At 44.7% G+C, this 13,582-nt stretch carries 21 protein-coding genes and 1 pseudogene; 4 read left to right on the top strand and 18 right to left on the bottom strand.

The annotated features are described in order from the left end of the window. The 14 genes and pseudogenes from NT178_01965 to NT178_01900 all read right to left on the bottom strand — a co-directional run. Positions 1 to 1,093 (bottom strand): phospholipase D-like domain-containing protein (locus NT178_01965; GenBank protein MCX5811299.1); only part of this gene is annotated, 1,093 nt, incomplete at its 3' end. A gap of 88 nt (positions 1,094 to 1,181) precedes the next feature. Beyond that, positions 1,182 to 1,901, bottom strand: a complete 720-nt coding sequence (locus tag NT178_01960) for a lipid-binding SYLF domain-containing protein (GenBank protein MCX5811298.1) — start codon at positions 1,899 to 1,901, stop codon at positions 1,182 to 1,184. Positions 1,902 to 2,089: 188 nt separating this feature from the next. Continuing rightward, positions 2,090 to 2,404 (bottom strand): BON domain-containing protein, encoded by a 315-nt coding sequence (locus NT178_01955; protein ID MCX5811297.1) that lies wholly within the window; start codon positions 2,402 to 2,404, stop codon positions 2,090 to 2,092. A gap of 273 nt (positions 2,405 to 2,677) precedes the next feature. Further along, positions 2,678 to 2,935, bottom strand: coding sequence for a hypothetical protein (locus NT178_01950; GenBank protein ID MCX5811296.1), 258 nt, complete (start codon positions 2,933 to 2,935; stop codon positions 2,678 to 2,680). A gap of 134 nt (positions 2,936 to 3,069) precedes the next feature. Further along, entirely contained in the window at positions 3,070 to 3,360 is a 291-nt protein-coding gene (locus tag NT178_01945; protein ID MCX5811295.1) for a coiled coil domain-containing protein, read from the bottom strand. Positions 3,361 to 3,396: 36 nt separating this feature from the next. Beyond that, positions 3,397 to 3,583 (bottom strand): annotated as a pseudogene (locus NT178_01940) (DUF3185 domain-containing protein). After that, positions 3,584 to 3,805, bottom strand: coding sequence for a YMGG-like glycine zipper-containing protein (locus tag NT178_01935; GenBank protein ID MCX5811294.1), 222 nt, complete (start codon positions 3,803 to 3,805; stop codon positions 3,584 to 3,586). Positions 3,806 to 3,819: 14 nt separating this feature from the next. After that, positions 3,820 to 4,323 carry a hypothetical protein gene (locus NT178_01930; GenBank protein MCX5811293.1) on the bottom strand — a complete coding sequence of 168 codons (504 nt, stop codon included), beginning with the start codon at positions 4,321 to 4,323 and terminating at the stop codon, positions 3,820 to 3,822. Positions 4,324 to 4,363: 40 nt separating this feature from the next. Continuing rightward, the gene (locus tag NT178_01925; protein ID MCX5811292.1) at positions 4,364 to 4,573 is read right to left on the bottom strand and encodes a hypothetical protein; all 210 of its coding nucleotides are present in this window, start codon (positions 4,571 to 4,573) and stop codon (positions 4,364 to 4,366) included. 185 nt (positions 4,574 to 4,758) lie between these two features. Continuing rightward, positions 4,759 to 5,394: a response regulator transcription factor gene (locus NT178_01920; GenBank protein ID MCX5811291.1), complete on the bottom strand. Its 636-nt coding sequence runs from the start codon at positions 5,392 to 5,394 to the stop codon at positions 4,759 to 4,761. A gap of 3 nt (positions 5,395 to 5,397) precedes the next feature. Further along, positions 5,398 to 5,994: an ATP-binding protein gene (locus NT178_01915; protein ID MCX5811290.1), complete on the bottom strand. Its 597-nt coding sequence runs from the start codon at positions 5,992 to 5,994 to the stop codon at positions 5,398 to 5,400. A 31-nt stretch (positions 5,995 to 6,025) separates the two neighbouring features. Continuing rightward, entirely contained in the window at positions 6,026 to 7,336 is a 1,311-nt protein-coding gene (locus NT178_01910; protein ID MCX5811289.1) for a PAS domain S-box protein, read from the bottom strand. 165 nt (positions 7,337 to 7,501) lie between these two features. Further along, positions 7,502 to 8,149, bottom strand: a complete 648-nt coding sequence (locus NT178_01905; protein ID MCX5811288.1) for a hypothetical protein — start codon at positions 8,147 to 8,149, stop codon at positions 7,502 to 7,504. Between the two features lie 583 nt (positions 8,150 to 8,732). Further along, entirely contained in the window at positions 8,733 to 9,236 is a 504-nt protein-coding gene (locus NT178_01900; GenBank protein ID MCX5811287.1) for an inorganic diphosphatase, read from the bottom strand. Between the two features lie 454 nt (positions 9,237 to 9,690). On the opposite strand from NT178_01900, the gene NT178_01895 reads away from it, so the two are divergent. Beyond that, positions 9,691 to 9,975 (top strand): type II toxin-antitoxin system RelE/ParE family toxin, encoded by a 285-nt coding sequence (locus NT178_01895; protein MCX5811286.1) that lies wholly within the window; start codon positions 9,691 to 9,693, stop codon positions 9,973 to 9,975. 18 nt (positions 9,976 to 9,993) lie between these two features. Continuing rightward, positions 9,994 to 10,293, top strand: a complete 300-nt coding sequence (locus NT178_01890) for a HigA family addiction module antitoxin (GenBank protein ID MCX5811285.1) — start codon at positions 9,994 to 9,996, stop codon at positions 10,291 to 10,293. Here the strand turns inward: NT178_01890 and NT178_01885 are convergent, their stop codons facing one another. From NT178_01885 to NT178_01875, 3 genes are all read right to left on the bottom strand, one after another. Continuing rightward, a complete protein-coding gene (locus NT178_01885; GenBank protein ID MCX5811284.1) occupies positions 10,294 to 10,704 on the bottom strand; it encodes a hypothetical protein in 411 nt (136 codons plus the stop codon). Between the two features lie 84 nt (positions 10,705 to 10,788). Next, positions 10,789 to 11,253: a DUF4405 domain-containing protein gene (locus tag NT178_01880; GenBank protein MCX5811283.1), complete on the bottom strand. Its 465-nt coding sequence runs from the start codon at positions 11,251 to 11,253 to the stop codon at positions 10,789 to 10,791. A gap of 54 nt (positions 11,254 to 11,307) precedes the next feature. Further along, complete coding sequence (locus tag NT178_01875; GenBank protein ID MCX5811282.1) at positions 11,308 to 11,901, bottom strand: Crp/Fnr family transcriptional regulator; 594 nt, start codon at positions 11,899 to 11,901, stop codon at positions 11,308 to 11,310. A 523-nt stretch (positions 11,902 to 12,424) separates the two neighbouring features. On the opposite strand from NT178_01875, the gene NT178_01870 reads away from it, so the two are divergent. Continuing rightward, positions 12,425 to 12,628, top strand: coding sequence for a hypothetical protein (locus NT178_01870; protein MCX5811281.1), 204 nt, complete (start codon positions 12,425 to 12,427; stop codon positions 12,626 to 12,628). A 141-nt stretch (positions 12,629 to 12,769) separates the two neighbouring features. Beyond that, positions 12,770 to 13,087, top strand: a complete 318-nt coding sequence (locus tag NT178_01865) for a hypothetical protein (GenBank protein ID MCX5811280.1) — start codon at positions 12,770 to 12,772, stop codon at positions 13,085 to 13,087. 161 nt (positions 13,088 to 13,248) lie between these two features. Here the strand turns inward: NT178_01865 and NT178_01860 are convergent. After that, the coding region (locus tag NT178_01860; GenBank protein MCX5811279.1) for a hypothetical protein at positions 13,249 to 13,582 on the bottom strand (334 nt) is incomplete at its 5' end.

Genomic DNA, 13,582 nt, shown 5'->3' with positions numbered 1-13,582 from the left:
ATTGGGCCAGGGAAGAATCGGTTGTTCCGGGAAGAATAATCTTTACATCAACACCGCGTTTTGCAGCATCGGTGAGGGCCTCTACCGTCTGGGAGTCAGGGACAAAATAGGCATTTGTCATGTGGAGTGAATTTTCGGCAAACGTGATGGCGGCCACATACATAATGAAAGTGAGCCTGTTGCCTTCTCCCGGGGTACTGCCCAAAACCCCCACCAGAGTATTTCCCTCTTCCTTCAGTTCGGGGAAATAGTTCCGGCCGGAGAGTGTCACACCCTTCTGTCTCTGCCACGTGTCAAGAAATAGTTTTTGGAACTCAACCACGGCAGGGCCTTCAATATGAATGTCCGTATCACGCCATGGCATCTGTTCCCCTTTCTCTCTCCCCCTTCCGGAAAGGCTGCTTGAATAAACCTGGCTGATGTTAACACCCCCGGTAATGGCAGTTTTGCCATCTACAATCAAAATTTTACGATGGTCCGATATGGCGAGATGCCATTTTCCGCGGTACTTCAGAGGATTTATCGGGTTGAATTCGACAACCTGTATCCCCCCATCGCGCAAGTGCTGAAAGAATGCAGCGGGAGTAGTGTAGCTGCCTACACTGTCGTAGACGAGATTCACCTGCACCCCTTCCGACTGCTTTTGCAACAACAGATCAGCAAATTTTCGACCCGTGTCATCCTCAATATCTTCCATGGTAAACGTTTCGAGATTGATATGGTCTCTGGCATTCTCTACCGCTTTGAACATGGCGGCATAGGTGGCCGCACCATCAACGAGCAACGCGACTTTGTTCCCCTTCGTCAACGGGCTTTCACTTACCGATTCTATTACAGCACTATAACGTTGAAGCATGTCTGTCGCGTCGACGGATCGCTGCAATCGTTCCATGAGGACTTTGCTCTGTTTGGGAGACAATAGTCTTTTGGCCGAAGCGATTTGAGCCGGTTTCTGGGTAGTCGGTACTTCGAGGATTGCTTCAGAAACGTTCGGCAAGGTCGCGCATCCTCCGCTGAGGGTCACGATGGAAATCAAGAGAAAGAACAGCAGGGCAAACGTGGCTGTTTCCATCTCCTGTGCGATCTTTTCCATAGTTTTCCTCTTTTTTACGTACCACTCATTGAATCGTCATATGGTGGTGCTACAATCTCTCTCTGACTTAGCTTAATGAGCCCTGGTGTTACTTTCCCTCCACCGCCATGGCAACTGCCTTGGTCAGACTATCAGCCTGAGGATTCGTGACTGTTCTCCGGATAAGGATATCGGTAGGGGTTAGCTTATTCTTAAGATAGTAGGCCTTATTCAATCCGTTACGCACCTTTACAAGAGCCCCATCAAGAGCAATTCCGCCAAACAACCCTTTTGAGCTGGCAAAGCTGACAATGTCGGCACTGAGGTTGGCTGTTGAAGCTGCTGCTCCCATACCTACCGGCCCGACGGCAATACCGACATCTGCACCGAGTTTGGCGCTATTCCCAAGGAGCGCTGTGATGCCCCTGTCGGTCATGGCAAGGAGTATCACTTCAGAGGCCTCACCGCCTGCCTGAAAACCAAAGCTTGCCTCGCCAATCGTGTAAAAGGCAGGTCCTGCCCAGGTTCCCGTTTTCCTGTCACGAACCACGAAGACCCCGCTGCCGCCGGAGACACCAACAACAAAGGCCCCTTTCAGAATCTGGGGAGCAATAAAGACGCCTCTCGCATCCTTGAGAAGATTGCGAAAAGCCTCCATTTCCTGGGCCTTAACAAAGTTTTCCAGGGTCATCCGTGCCTTATCTACCAGTTGTGCGCTGTCCTTGGCATCGTTGGCCCATGCCGGAGATGTCATTCCGGAAACAACAAAAAGCAGTGCTCCCATGAGCAAACCTCTTACGATCCAATAACCACATTTTGTTTTCTTCATATTTTCTCCTTAGCTTCTTAGAATAAACATATCGGGGTTTGATCTGCTCTGTTAAACCATGTAGCCCCCTCTTCTCTGAGGTCAGTTGTCCTTATTTGTTTGCCTTGTGGAGGAACCTTAGCAGGTACTCCATCTGTGATAAGGATAACAATCGCCTATTACCCCGCAGGTCAATACTGCGGGGTAATTCACTTCACGATCAGACTATTTTTCACGGATTTGACCCCTCCGACGCCCCTTGCTATTTGATCCGCTTTGTTGAAGGCATCCTGAGAATTAACAAAGCCGCTCAGTTGGACGATACCCTTGCGAGTTTCAACACTGATCTGAAATGACTTGAGAAAATCATCATTTGCAAGTAGTGATTTTATCTTCGTCGTGATGACCGAGTCGTCAACGAATTCACCCGCACTTTCCTGCTTGGGTGAAGATGCACAGGCCATAAAGGTGGTGATTAGCATAAGCACGAGCAAATAACTGATAAAGACATTTCTTTTTTTCATAGCGGTACTCCTCCTTGTGATAAATTTGGTGGTGAATGTATATGGCATTGCCCACATCCTGTTATGTTCAATCCCTTCGCCGGCTCTGGAGATATCGCAGCAAACCATATACAGTACGATACCAGAAGTACTGACTCATGTCTGTCGCAGAACCAACAATTATTTTGTAACATTTTTCATAAAGAAGCGTGTCGTCTTTTTTGCTACAAGGATTATGCCGATTTGCGGTCGTGCACCCCTTTGGCGCACACAACATCCTTTTGAAGGTTCAGCCTAATCCTTGCCCTGGCCGCCGTGTCCGCGGCCCTCTTTTTGCTCCCTTTTGTCCTCTTTCCGTTCCGCTTTCGCCCGATTCTTCCCTTGTTTCTTCCACTGCCCGTAAGGGATATGCTTTTCCTTCTCGTACACGGTCCGGTAATCCCTGGGGACCCGATGTACAGAGGCAGGGACGTAGCGCTGCTCAACAACCCCCCATGGCCCTTTGTAGGCCCTCGATCGGTACCACTGGTTCCCGCGTGGAGACCTTGACATTGACTTGTACTTGCGCGGCTGCCTCTTGTGTACCTCCGGGGAGCAGCAGTGCCCCTAGAAGGACGAACAAACTAAGAATTCCGTAGATACATTTTTTCATTTCTAACTCCTTGGCGGTCGAAAACGTACCTGCCTTATTTTAACCTTGAAGCCGCGCTTTGGAAGGAAGTCTTGACTTCAGTCCACACGTTTTCTGCACCTGTCTTGAGGTCCTCCCATGCATCATCGCCGGCGGTTCTTAACTCCTGTAACTTCGTCCTGGCCGCATCCTGCTTGCCCTGCAAGGTTTCTATCATTTTGTAGTACTCAATCTTCGCCTCGGCTTTGGTTTTGTCCGCTTTGGCATTAAACAGAGCGATCTCGGCCATCCATTCCTTCAACTGCGCATCAAATTTTTCTTCGTATGCTTTTCGTTTGTCTGTCATAACACCCTCCTCGTGGTTGAAACGTTTTGCCTCTCATCAACCTTTCTTGCTTCCCACAACCAGGAGCACGACACCACCCACGAGCGCAATAGCCCGCACAATGGGCGGCATCAACAGCGTTTTATTTTTCTCAGACCTGGATGGGGCCAAGATCAACAACTTTCTCTCTGGTCGTATAGGTGATTCCCTGGTAAGCGAACACCGCAATTCCCAGAGCGATCAGTTAATGCTGGCCGACTAAGTAGCCTGCAGCCCCACCTACACCGGCACCGATGGCTGCTCCAACAAGAGGGCTTCCTCCAACCAATGCGCCAAGTACGCCGCCGCCAACAGCGCCAATGCCTGCCCCGCTCAACGTAGTCTGTTGTGTTCTACTCATTCCTGCACATCCAACAAAGGTAAAAACAAAAGCAAGCATAATAAAAATAATCACGGTACGTTTCATCTCATGTCTCCTTCTTAGTTGTAATATTTGCATGGCCTCTTATTTAATGGACGGCCTGCGATGCCCGTTTTTATGTTCGGCCTGATCATTGTATCCCAGAGCACATTAGTCACCGGTTTTTCAATCTGATCCGGATGCATATCGTAGTATCTGGTCACCCGATCTACAACCTCATTCATGGGTGTATTAGCCATTCCCTCAACAACCTTCGAGACATAACTGTCCCTTTTAAGCTCCGGGAATTTCTCCATCAGGTAATGTTCGATCGATACCACATGTCCGAAACCCCAGATAAATGCCACCCTGGAATCATGCGTCATCTTTTGCCATAGATCTCCTTTGAGAACCGGCATTCCCAGGGAATCCTCCAACCCCTGTTCAAGGCCTTTCCTGTCCGCTTTTTGCTCTACTTTTTGCTCTGGACTTTTCTCCGCAGCCGGCACGTTAAAAGAACAGGCTATGAACCCGAGCAAAAACAACACTGTAATAAAAATCTTTAATACGTTCTGTTTCTTCATAAATAGTTCCTCCTTTCTTACTAAGTATTAAAAGTCTAAATTATGAGTATCTTCTCTGCCCGAAGGCAAGATACAGATACAGACCAGGAATTACGAATACTGCCAGAGCAGAAAGTGTAGGCGCCTCATGCTGGCCGAGTACATTCGCAATTGCTGAGAGTACCTGATCAGCAATATCAACGGCAAACGGCGTACTCATCACAAAGAAGACAGCGGAAACAGTACCTGCGATAACAAAGATCAGTTTCATTTTGTTTGTCATCTTATACCTACAATTACACTGTATTAGGATACAACAGACAATCACTCATGTCTGTCGCAAAACCGACAATTATTTTGTAGCGATTTTCATAAAGAAGCGTGTCGTCTTTTTTGCTACAGGGATTAGGATCAGAAATATTTTATTACTTCACGGGAAGATTAACAGAAAAGCTCTTACTCTTCCGTCAGATCGTGTGTTATGGCATAATGAATCAGCTCGCTGGTTCCCTTAACACCGATCTTTTCCAAAATGCGAGTCCGATAGGTTCTTATGGTGTTTGGGCTCAAATGGAGTTTCTCGGCGATTTCCCTCACCGCCGTTCCTTTGCCCATCATGCACAGCACTTGAAGCTCACGATCGGAGAGATTTTCATGGGGAGGTTTTTCAGTATCTGACTCGAAATCGAACATCATCTTTTCGGCAAAGGCAGGGCTTACATATCTTTTACCGGACAGAATTTTCCGTACAGCCAGCACCAGTTCATCCGATGCACTTCGTTTTGTAAGATAGCCATTTGCTCCGGCTTTTAAGGCGCGGGCTGCGTACTGCTCTTCAGGATACATGCTCAGGATAAGAACAAGGAGTTTCCGTTTCTTCTTTTTAATTTCTCTGAGGACTTCCATGCCATTGATATCGGGGAGCGAAATATCAAGGAGAACAATGTCGTAATCATTGTCGTTAATCTTGTTCAGCAATTCATAGCCCTTAGAGCTTGTATCGATTGTCACATCGTCGAAGTGTTCCTCGATGATCTCTTTGAGACCTTTGAGCACGACCGGGTGATCATCGGCAATAATAATGCGGAGCATCGCTTACACCTCTCCTGCCGTCTTCTTCGGACGACGATTTATTTTTGTGTTGTTTTTTTTATTTTCACGGAGGGGAATACTTACGGTAACGGTTGTTCCTTTTCCCTGAACGCCGTTGATTTCGAGGGTTCCCTTCAGGGCATATACCCGTTCATGCATGCCCGTCAATCCAATAGACGAAGGGTCTGCGATCTCCTTTTTTGTAATGCCTCTCCCGTCATCCCTGATTTCCATAGTGAGTCGATTTCCCGTATGCTGCAGGATTATCGTAACAATTTGTGCGTTGGCATGGCGGGCAATGTTGGTAAGAGCTTCCTGGAAGATACGAAAGACCTCTGTAGAAACTTCCCTGTTAAGGGCCGTGCGGTACGGCGTTGAAATAAACTCGCATGTAATGTTTGTCCTCTTTTTAAAATCCGTTAACACCAATTCGATTGCTTCATTCAGACCAAAATCGTCCAGGGCGGGCGGTCTCAATGCCATCGAAAGTCTTTGCACGGAAAGGATGGCATTATCAATAAGCATAAATATTGAGTTGAGCCTTTCCGCAATCAATGTGCCGTCTTCCGGTAATCGTCTTTCTATCCAGCGTATATCCATTTTTAAACCCGTTAAAACCTGCCCTAATTCGTCATGGATCTCTGATTTGTTGTAAATGGTTGGTGAGATTGCGCAATCGTTCCTGGGATTCATTCAGTTTTTCTCCAACGATTTTACGTTTCATGATTTCCTGTTTAAGCAGCACATTTGATGCAACCAATTGAGCTGTCCGTTCTGCAACCCGTTCTTCCAATCCATCGTATGCTTTCTGAAGCTCATTTTCTATCTTCTTGCGCTCGGTGATGTCGGTGACGGTCCCCACATAACCAAGTTTTTCTCCATGTACGCCTCTTTCAGCTATTGCTTTCCCCATCACCCATTTTATAATGCCGCCCTGCTGCTGGAAGCGAAATTCTGATTCGAAAGGCAGATCCCTTTGGACCGCCTGATACCATTCGTTCAAGACCCTTTCTTTGTCCGCGGGGAACAGTGCCTTTGCCCACCCTTCTCCATATGTCTCGTCGGGCGATAGGCCGGTAATTTCAGACCAGTATTCATTTACGTAGACACACTGTCCTTCACTGTCAGTAAGGAATAGTCCCACCGGAGACACCCGTGCGATTGTGTGGAAAAGCTTCTGGCTCCTCCGGAGTTCTTTCTCGGCTACTCTTTTGATTGTGATGTCGCGGATATTGCACTGGATGACCTTTTGGTGGTTTACCGTGTACACGTTACTGACAAATTCTACATCGATCTCCCGTCCGTCTTTTGCTGTAAGCGGTAAATCTTCATAACGGACATACCCTTTATGCTGCAACTCGGTAAGGGCAGCTTTGCTTGCCCCGGTGTTTTTGAAGGCCCCTATCTCCCAGAGCTTCTTTCCCATAAACTCTTCATAGGTATAGCCCAACATGTCTATCAGGAATGGGTTAACATCATCTATCTGCCCCGTCTCTTCATTGATGATCAAGATTCCGTCCTGGGCTGTTTCAAAGAGCCTCCGGTAACGAGTCTCGGAAGCCTTAAACGCTTCCTCTGCCATCTTGATCCGTACCATTGACTGTACCCGTGCAATGAGCTCCTTGTCGGAAATGGGCTTTACTATGAGACCATCGGCCCCAATATTGAGCCCGTTCGCCTGGTGTTCGGATGAGATATGGGTGTCAGAGGTGAGGATTACAAGAATATCCTTGAAGCCAACGCTTTCCTTAATCTGCCTGCATGCCTCAATGCCGGAGATATCGGGGAGCGCCACATCCAGCATGACCACATCAGGACGATTGGCGCGGGTTTTCTCGAGGCATTCCTCCCCCGTAGATGCCTCCAGGACTTCATGCCCCGCTCTCCTGAGGGCCATGGCGGTCAGGATGAGGAGTTCGGGGTCATTTTCTGTAACAAGTATTTTTATGTTATTACCTATACTTAGCCCCCTTTTGAGTAATTATAAAACGGACACCGGGGAGTGTCAAACTTTTTATACAAATCTCGTAACTGTAATACTGCGAAGAAGAAGCAAGCAAGCGGGGGTCAGACTTAAGAATTTATACCACAAAAAATTGAGAAGGTTTCATCGAAAGAGCTTCCTGAAGAAATTGGTGACGGGGTCCCCCTTGTTTTTACTTTTCCCCTGGCCGGAGCCGTTGGGGTGGAAAATGGTCCTGCTGAAAACGATCCGCCACCCCTCCTCTTCCTTGATCATCTCCAGGTTCAGCGTTTCGCGATCATAGAGTGTGAAGGGGCTTGAGACCACCGCCACGGCTTTCTTTTTGTCATACTTGTTAAAGATGACCTCATCGATTCTGAAATTCTGGACCTTGATGCGATTTTCCACATGATCGTTGGTAAAATCCTTCAGGGTATATACTTTTTTAGACACCTCGGAAAGTTGTTCGTAAGCGCCCGGATAATTACCCGCCGTGACATCCTCCAAAAACCCGTTCACCAGCTTGATAATGTGGGATGTATCGCGGCTCGGTAAGGTGATAAAAGTTAGAAAAACCATCATCAGGGCGGCTAGGAAGGAATATCCCACCGCAGCATACCGTTTCTTCCTTCTGAAGACGTTTTCGTAAATCCATTTTCGTTCTATAAAAATGATCGTGCCGATCGCGATGACGATGAGAACGACGGCGAGGGTGCTGCCCTTTAGCAGGAAAGAAACACACATTCCGATAAAAATGTTTACAAGAGCGATGTAAAGAGTTTCTTTTTTCATAAAGATAAGACCCCATTTCCCCCAAAGGATGCGAGCCGCAAACAGGCTTTTCTTAATTCTCCTTTAATTTTAATTAATTTACAAGTGAAAATCCTATTTTACAGAATTACTTAATACCGTTTGTAACGTTGCATATTAAAAAAATATAACAAAAACAACATTTCAGAAAACTATGAGCACGAGTCGGATCGATAATTTCTACCACAAAAAACAGGTGCTTTCTGAAACTCAGAGAAGCGCACCTTAAGCGTACCTTATAATATGGTAATCAATAAATCCCAGCAGGAACAAAATGTGTAGATTAGGTATTTGAAATTGTTTATAGCTTCTTTATCATCAAGGCGTTGACTACAAGCCAAGCATAGAGCGTTTACGACAAAACCATTTATTATATGGATACTAAGCGGCACGCAATTCACTTCTGAGGATGTCTGCCCAAGACCTCTTCTATGAGCCGGTGCAATTGGTGTTTAAGTACAGGCTTATCGATTCTAACATAGAAACCGGGCCGGTTTATTGGGGTCAGGTCACAGTCACACCGGCCTTTTTTCGCTCCATCCATTATGATTTAGGTCATCCCCATCTAAAAAAGTTGTTTAAATTTGTCTTTTGATTCTTTAATGATTTTTATTGCCGCTGCTTCATCTTGCCAGCCCAATATTTCAACTTCTTTATTCTCAAGCTCTTTATAAATTGTAAAAAAGTTTTCGATTTCTTTTAATAGATGCGGAGGAACTTCAGACATTGTTTTTATGTAATTCCAGAAAGGATCTTTTAAGGGAACACAAAGTATCTTTTCATCCGGACCTTTTTCATCTTTCATTAAAAAGACACCAATAGGTATGACTTCTATAAGACAGCCAGGAAATGTTGATTCCCATACAAGAACCAATGCATCAAGGGGGTCTCCGTCAAGAGAGAGAGTATTTGGAATAAAGCCATAATCACAGGGATATATCGCAGATGAAAATAACATCCGGTCAAACCTGATTATTTTTCTCACACTATCATATTCATATTTATTCCGACTTCCTTTTGGAATCTCTATTAATACTTCAATAACTTCTTCGTTCTTCTCTTCGGTCATATCCAGCCTCCTATGTTTTTTTAAGGTATTATCAAATGTTTTCTTCATATTATTCTGTTTCTTGAGCATTTTTAGCTATTTTTTCTTGGTCGGTCAGCGGCATGATCGGAATATCAATCTGTGGCGCTCTGTTTCGCCTTGCGATCCTCCGACGTACGTTCAGTACGCCTACGATTCTATTTTCTACCTCCCCCTTATTTTGTCTTTTAAAGGCCTGTTCTTACTTAATCTCATACCAATTTATCATGTAACTTTTGACAGTGCCATTATCCTGTAATTATAACTAATTTACAAATTAAAGTCCTATCAAAGATTATTGTTGATTGCCATTTGAGACCTTTGCAAAATTACCCTGGTTGCTATTTTCTGTCATTCCTGCGTAGCTTTCGTGAATTTTACTTCAATACATTACATAGAACTTGACAATGGTTACGCAAGGCGTTACTATTAAACAATGATAAAATCCTTTAAATCAAAGGATGTTGAGAGAATCTGGAATGGAGAGATTGTCAGAGCGTTGCCGATTGATATTCAGAAAGTGGCAAGGAGAAAGCTGAGGATCTTAAACAATGCAACTGATCTAAACGATTTAAAGATACCGCCTGCAAACAGGCTGGAAGCTTTAAAAGGCAACAGAAAGGACCAATACAGCATAAGGGTTAACGAACAGTGGAGAATCTGTTTTGAATGGACAAAAGGCAACTGCTACAACGTGGAGATAGCCGATTATCATTCCTAAAAATATTCAGGAGGTAACATGAATAGACTTCCAAATATACATCCGGGGGAGATTTTAGAAGAAGAATTTCTTAAACCGCTTAAAATATCGGCATACAGGCTTGCAAAGGAGACAAGCATCCCACGAACAAGGATTTCCGGAATTATACAGGCAAAAAGACGTATAACCGCAGATACGGCTCTGCGTTTTAGTAAATTCTTCGGGAATTCACCTCAGTTCTGGCTTGGCATTCAGAACGACTATGACCTTGAAGAAGAGAAGCGCCTAATAGAAACCGAATTATCGCATATCCATACCTTCAAAGCAGTTAATCAATAATCAATTCTTTACGGTAGCGTTGCCGTCAATGAACATGACCGGCGGTTCATCAGAACCGCTTTTAGAACCTTCCGTTGTTAACAGGATTTCCCCTGTTTCCTTGCTTTGTTCGGCAATAATAACGCCACGCAATGCCCAGGGTGACAGTCCCTCGATGGGCTCATCGTTTATGATCAAGCCGCAGCCGCCACCAGGGGAGACTATCTGTCTGTAAACATTACCGGTATCCGCATCTGTGTGCAGGGTTCCTTCCTGTCCGTAAAGGCAGAGACTGTTGCCGTGGATGTGAAACCTGCAGGTAATTGTGAACTCTTTATCATTGTCAACAACCAGGTAGACGGCGGTATCTTCCGGCAAATCAGGATGTCCATTGATTGTCGGTGTTGTTATTCTCTTTATTCTGATTTCCACATTGAGTCCTCAAGGAAAAGTTAAACCTGATTTTCTTCATGCTATCAAAGAGCGGGATTAAATACAAGGAGGAAAATGACGAACTCAGATCCTTTTCATCCGTTTTATAATATGGCCAACTATATAAATAGTTAATAATATGGCTATCTTATCATGAATTTCAATGAATGCTTTTCTAAATAGCATAGTATCTGATGACGCTCCTCCATTGGCTAATCCTGCAAACCAGGCTATATAACCGGTAACGGCAGTAATAATAAAAATTACTGAGAGAATTATTGTTTGCTTATTTTTGGCAAACAATTTTTTGATAACTACTGTTTTGTACCATTTCCAATGTGCAATGACGTGAAACAACGTAAGAAGTGAAAACACCACAATTGATAATTTGTGAAGGGATGACCAACTGTCATAAGCCAAACCCCATGTTTCTGCAGTTGGAGGTAGTCTATCCATATGATATCGCAACTGAATAACAAAACCTGTTAATATCGTTGTCAAACTTACAATAATCAGGCCGATATTAGTTATCCTGGTATTCTGTTTCATAGTAAAACCTCCATTGTTTATCATCAATAATACGAGGTTTTATAAAATATGTCGTTAACCTTTGTTAATTTTATTATTTCTTATGCGGCCCCTTATTCTGCTGAGCGATACAGGGGTTATGCCGAGATACGTAGCAATATAGTGCTGTGGAACCCTTTCCATAATCCTCGGGTGTTCCTCGATTAGTTTCAGATACCTTTTTTCCGGAGGGTCAGCTATAAACGAAGTGTGAAGGCTCATGTAATAGAAAAGCCTATGCTTCAAAAATGATACAAGACCGTCTTTTGAAGGGTCCATACTCCCGATAAATTTTTCAAAATCTTTGCTGTCAACTGCAACAACCCCGGTCTCTTCAATTGTTTCCAGATAAACCCTGCCCGGACTTTTTGAGAAAAAGCTTTCCATTGAAGCTACCATCTGCCCCTCGAAAAAGAACTGCATGGTTATTTCCCTTCCGTCTTCTCTGATCAGATAAGTCCTTATACAGCCATTGAGAATAAAGTAAAGGGTTTTTGCAACTTCCCCATCCCGGAGCAGGATCTTTTTTGCATGGAATTTCTTATAATTTAGATACTTTTCTACCTTGTCCCAACACTGTTCAAATTGAGGAAAATGCGTTACGATATTTTCTTTAATGTCCGGGTTCATATTGATTGCCTTAATTCTTTCGCAATTTTCCTGCTTCAGGCAATATTATAATATTGTTGGAGAGGCTATGACAATCAGAAATTGAGCGGCCCCCAAGTCGCATTCAAAAGCATGGCCCACTATCGCGGGTATTTTGTAGACGAGGGCATGGACGTGGGCGCGGTGAGTGTCCGTCATAATAGGCGGAGCAGGGGCAGCATCCCGGAGATGATAATTCTTGATTTAATGTTTAAGAAGAAGCTGCTCTTCGTTTTTGCACTGAACGTTTTTTATTGCTATTGTAGCTGGCTACCTGATCAAATGTTTGGTATACTAATGACAGAGCCTCTCGGGGAATGTGCATAACTTACCGGCCAGGTCTGGCTGAAAAAAACAAGTGAGGAGGTACAATATGTCGAAGAATGAACATGAAGACGATCTCCTACTCCATGATGAGAAGGGATGAGCAGGAGGGTGCTGAATTCCCCCAAAACCAACAGTTAGTTGGCACATACTGAAATTTATCGATGACACAGAGGCTGGCGTGTATGGTCTGGATGAAATTATGGCCGAACTTTACACTGAAGGCAGACAGGCAAATGATGAGACCGCCGAAGAGATTATCGGCAGGCTGGAAGCCGCAAAAAACTACATTCCTTCGTCTGAACACGCCCGTAAAGATTATGCCTATGTACTACTGAAGGAGTACCGAAAGCACGTTAAGAGTCAAACCGACACCAAAGGGTAATAGACACCCTATGATGTTGCTGCGAGGCAGCCTCCCTCTTTCAGGAGGAACCTGACCGGTGAAGAATATCCCTCGGTTAGAGATAGACAGAATTTGGATAGGAATTCCTTTGTTGCTTAGATTTTTTTTAGGAGGTTAATCGTGTCGGCACAAATAAATCAAGGAATGGGTCCATGCTGCGCACCATCAACAGATAGACCACGGATGCTTACCTTCCCTGATGGTGGCAAGGTGGGAGTAACCGGTCTGGACAGAATCTTCAATGATGCTTACAGGGAGGGGAAAAGACCCGATAAGATTGTTGCCAAAGAACTGGTAAACCGGCTGTCAGAAAACAATTATATCCCTTCGGGCGCGTGGTCAAAATACGCAGCAGTAGTGTTTAAAGAATATCAAAAATATTTTGAGGAAATGGAACATAAAAAGAGCGAAACCAAGAATATCAACGAGGAGAAGTAGAACCAGCTCCTCTACCAGTGTACAGAGAGCTTGCAGTTGATACGGAAATCTCTTAAGACCTGTTCTTGCATGTTTCCCCGCAACTCTTATGGCAAATATCTCAGACCTGGATGTGTTTTATAATTTATCGAGAGCGTGTCGGTATAGCCCCTGCTTCTTACTCATACCTGGGGCGGCCTTTTCTTACCGTATGGGGCCATAGGCACCTGCTGTTGCACGAAATCACAGAAAACCTGCAGTTCATAGAGGAGTTTTTCAAGGTCTTCTCTTATATAAGTTCCAAGGCCCTTCTCAAAAACTGTCTTCACGGATATCAGGCTGGCAACCTGTTTCTTCACGGGTATAGGTTTTGTGTTGGTTGTGTCCGGTTTGACTTTTTTGTATGCTGTGAGCAGATTATTCAGGGTGGCATTGGTGACGGGTATCTTCATGACGGCCTCAAAAATCTTATCACGGTCAGGGCAATCGAGGTTGGCAGCAAAAAGATAACCCTGA

Source organism: Pseudomonadota bacterium (genome assembly GCA_026388255.1).
GTDB lineage: Bacteria > Desulfobacterota > Syntrophorhabdia > Syntrophorhabdales > Syntrophorhabdaceae > JAPLKB01.
Note: the sequence above shows the minus strand (reverse complement) of the source record. Positions and strands in the feature narration are given on the sequence as shown.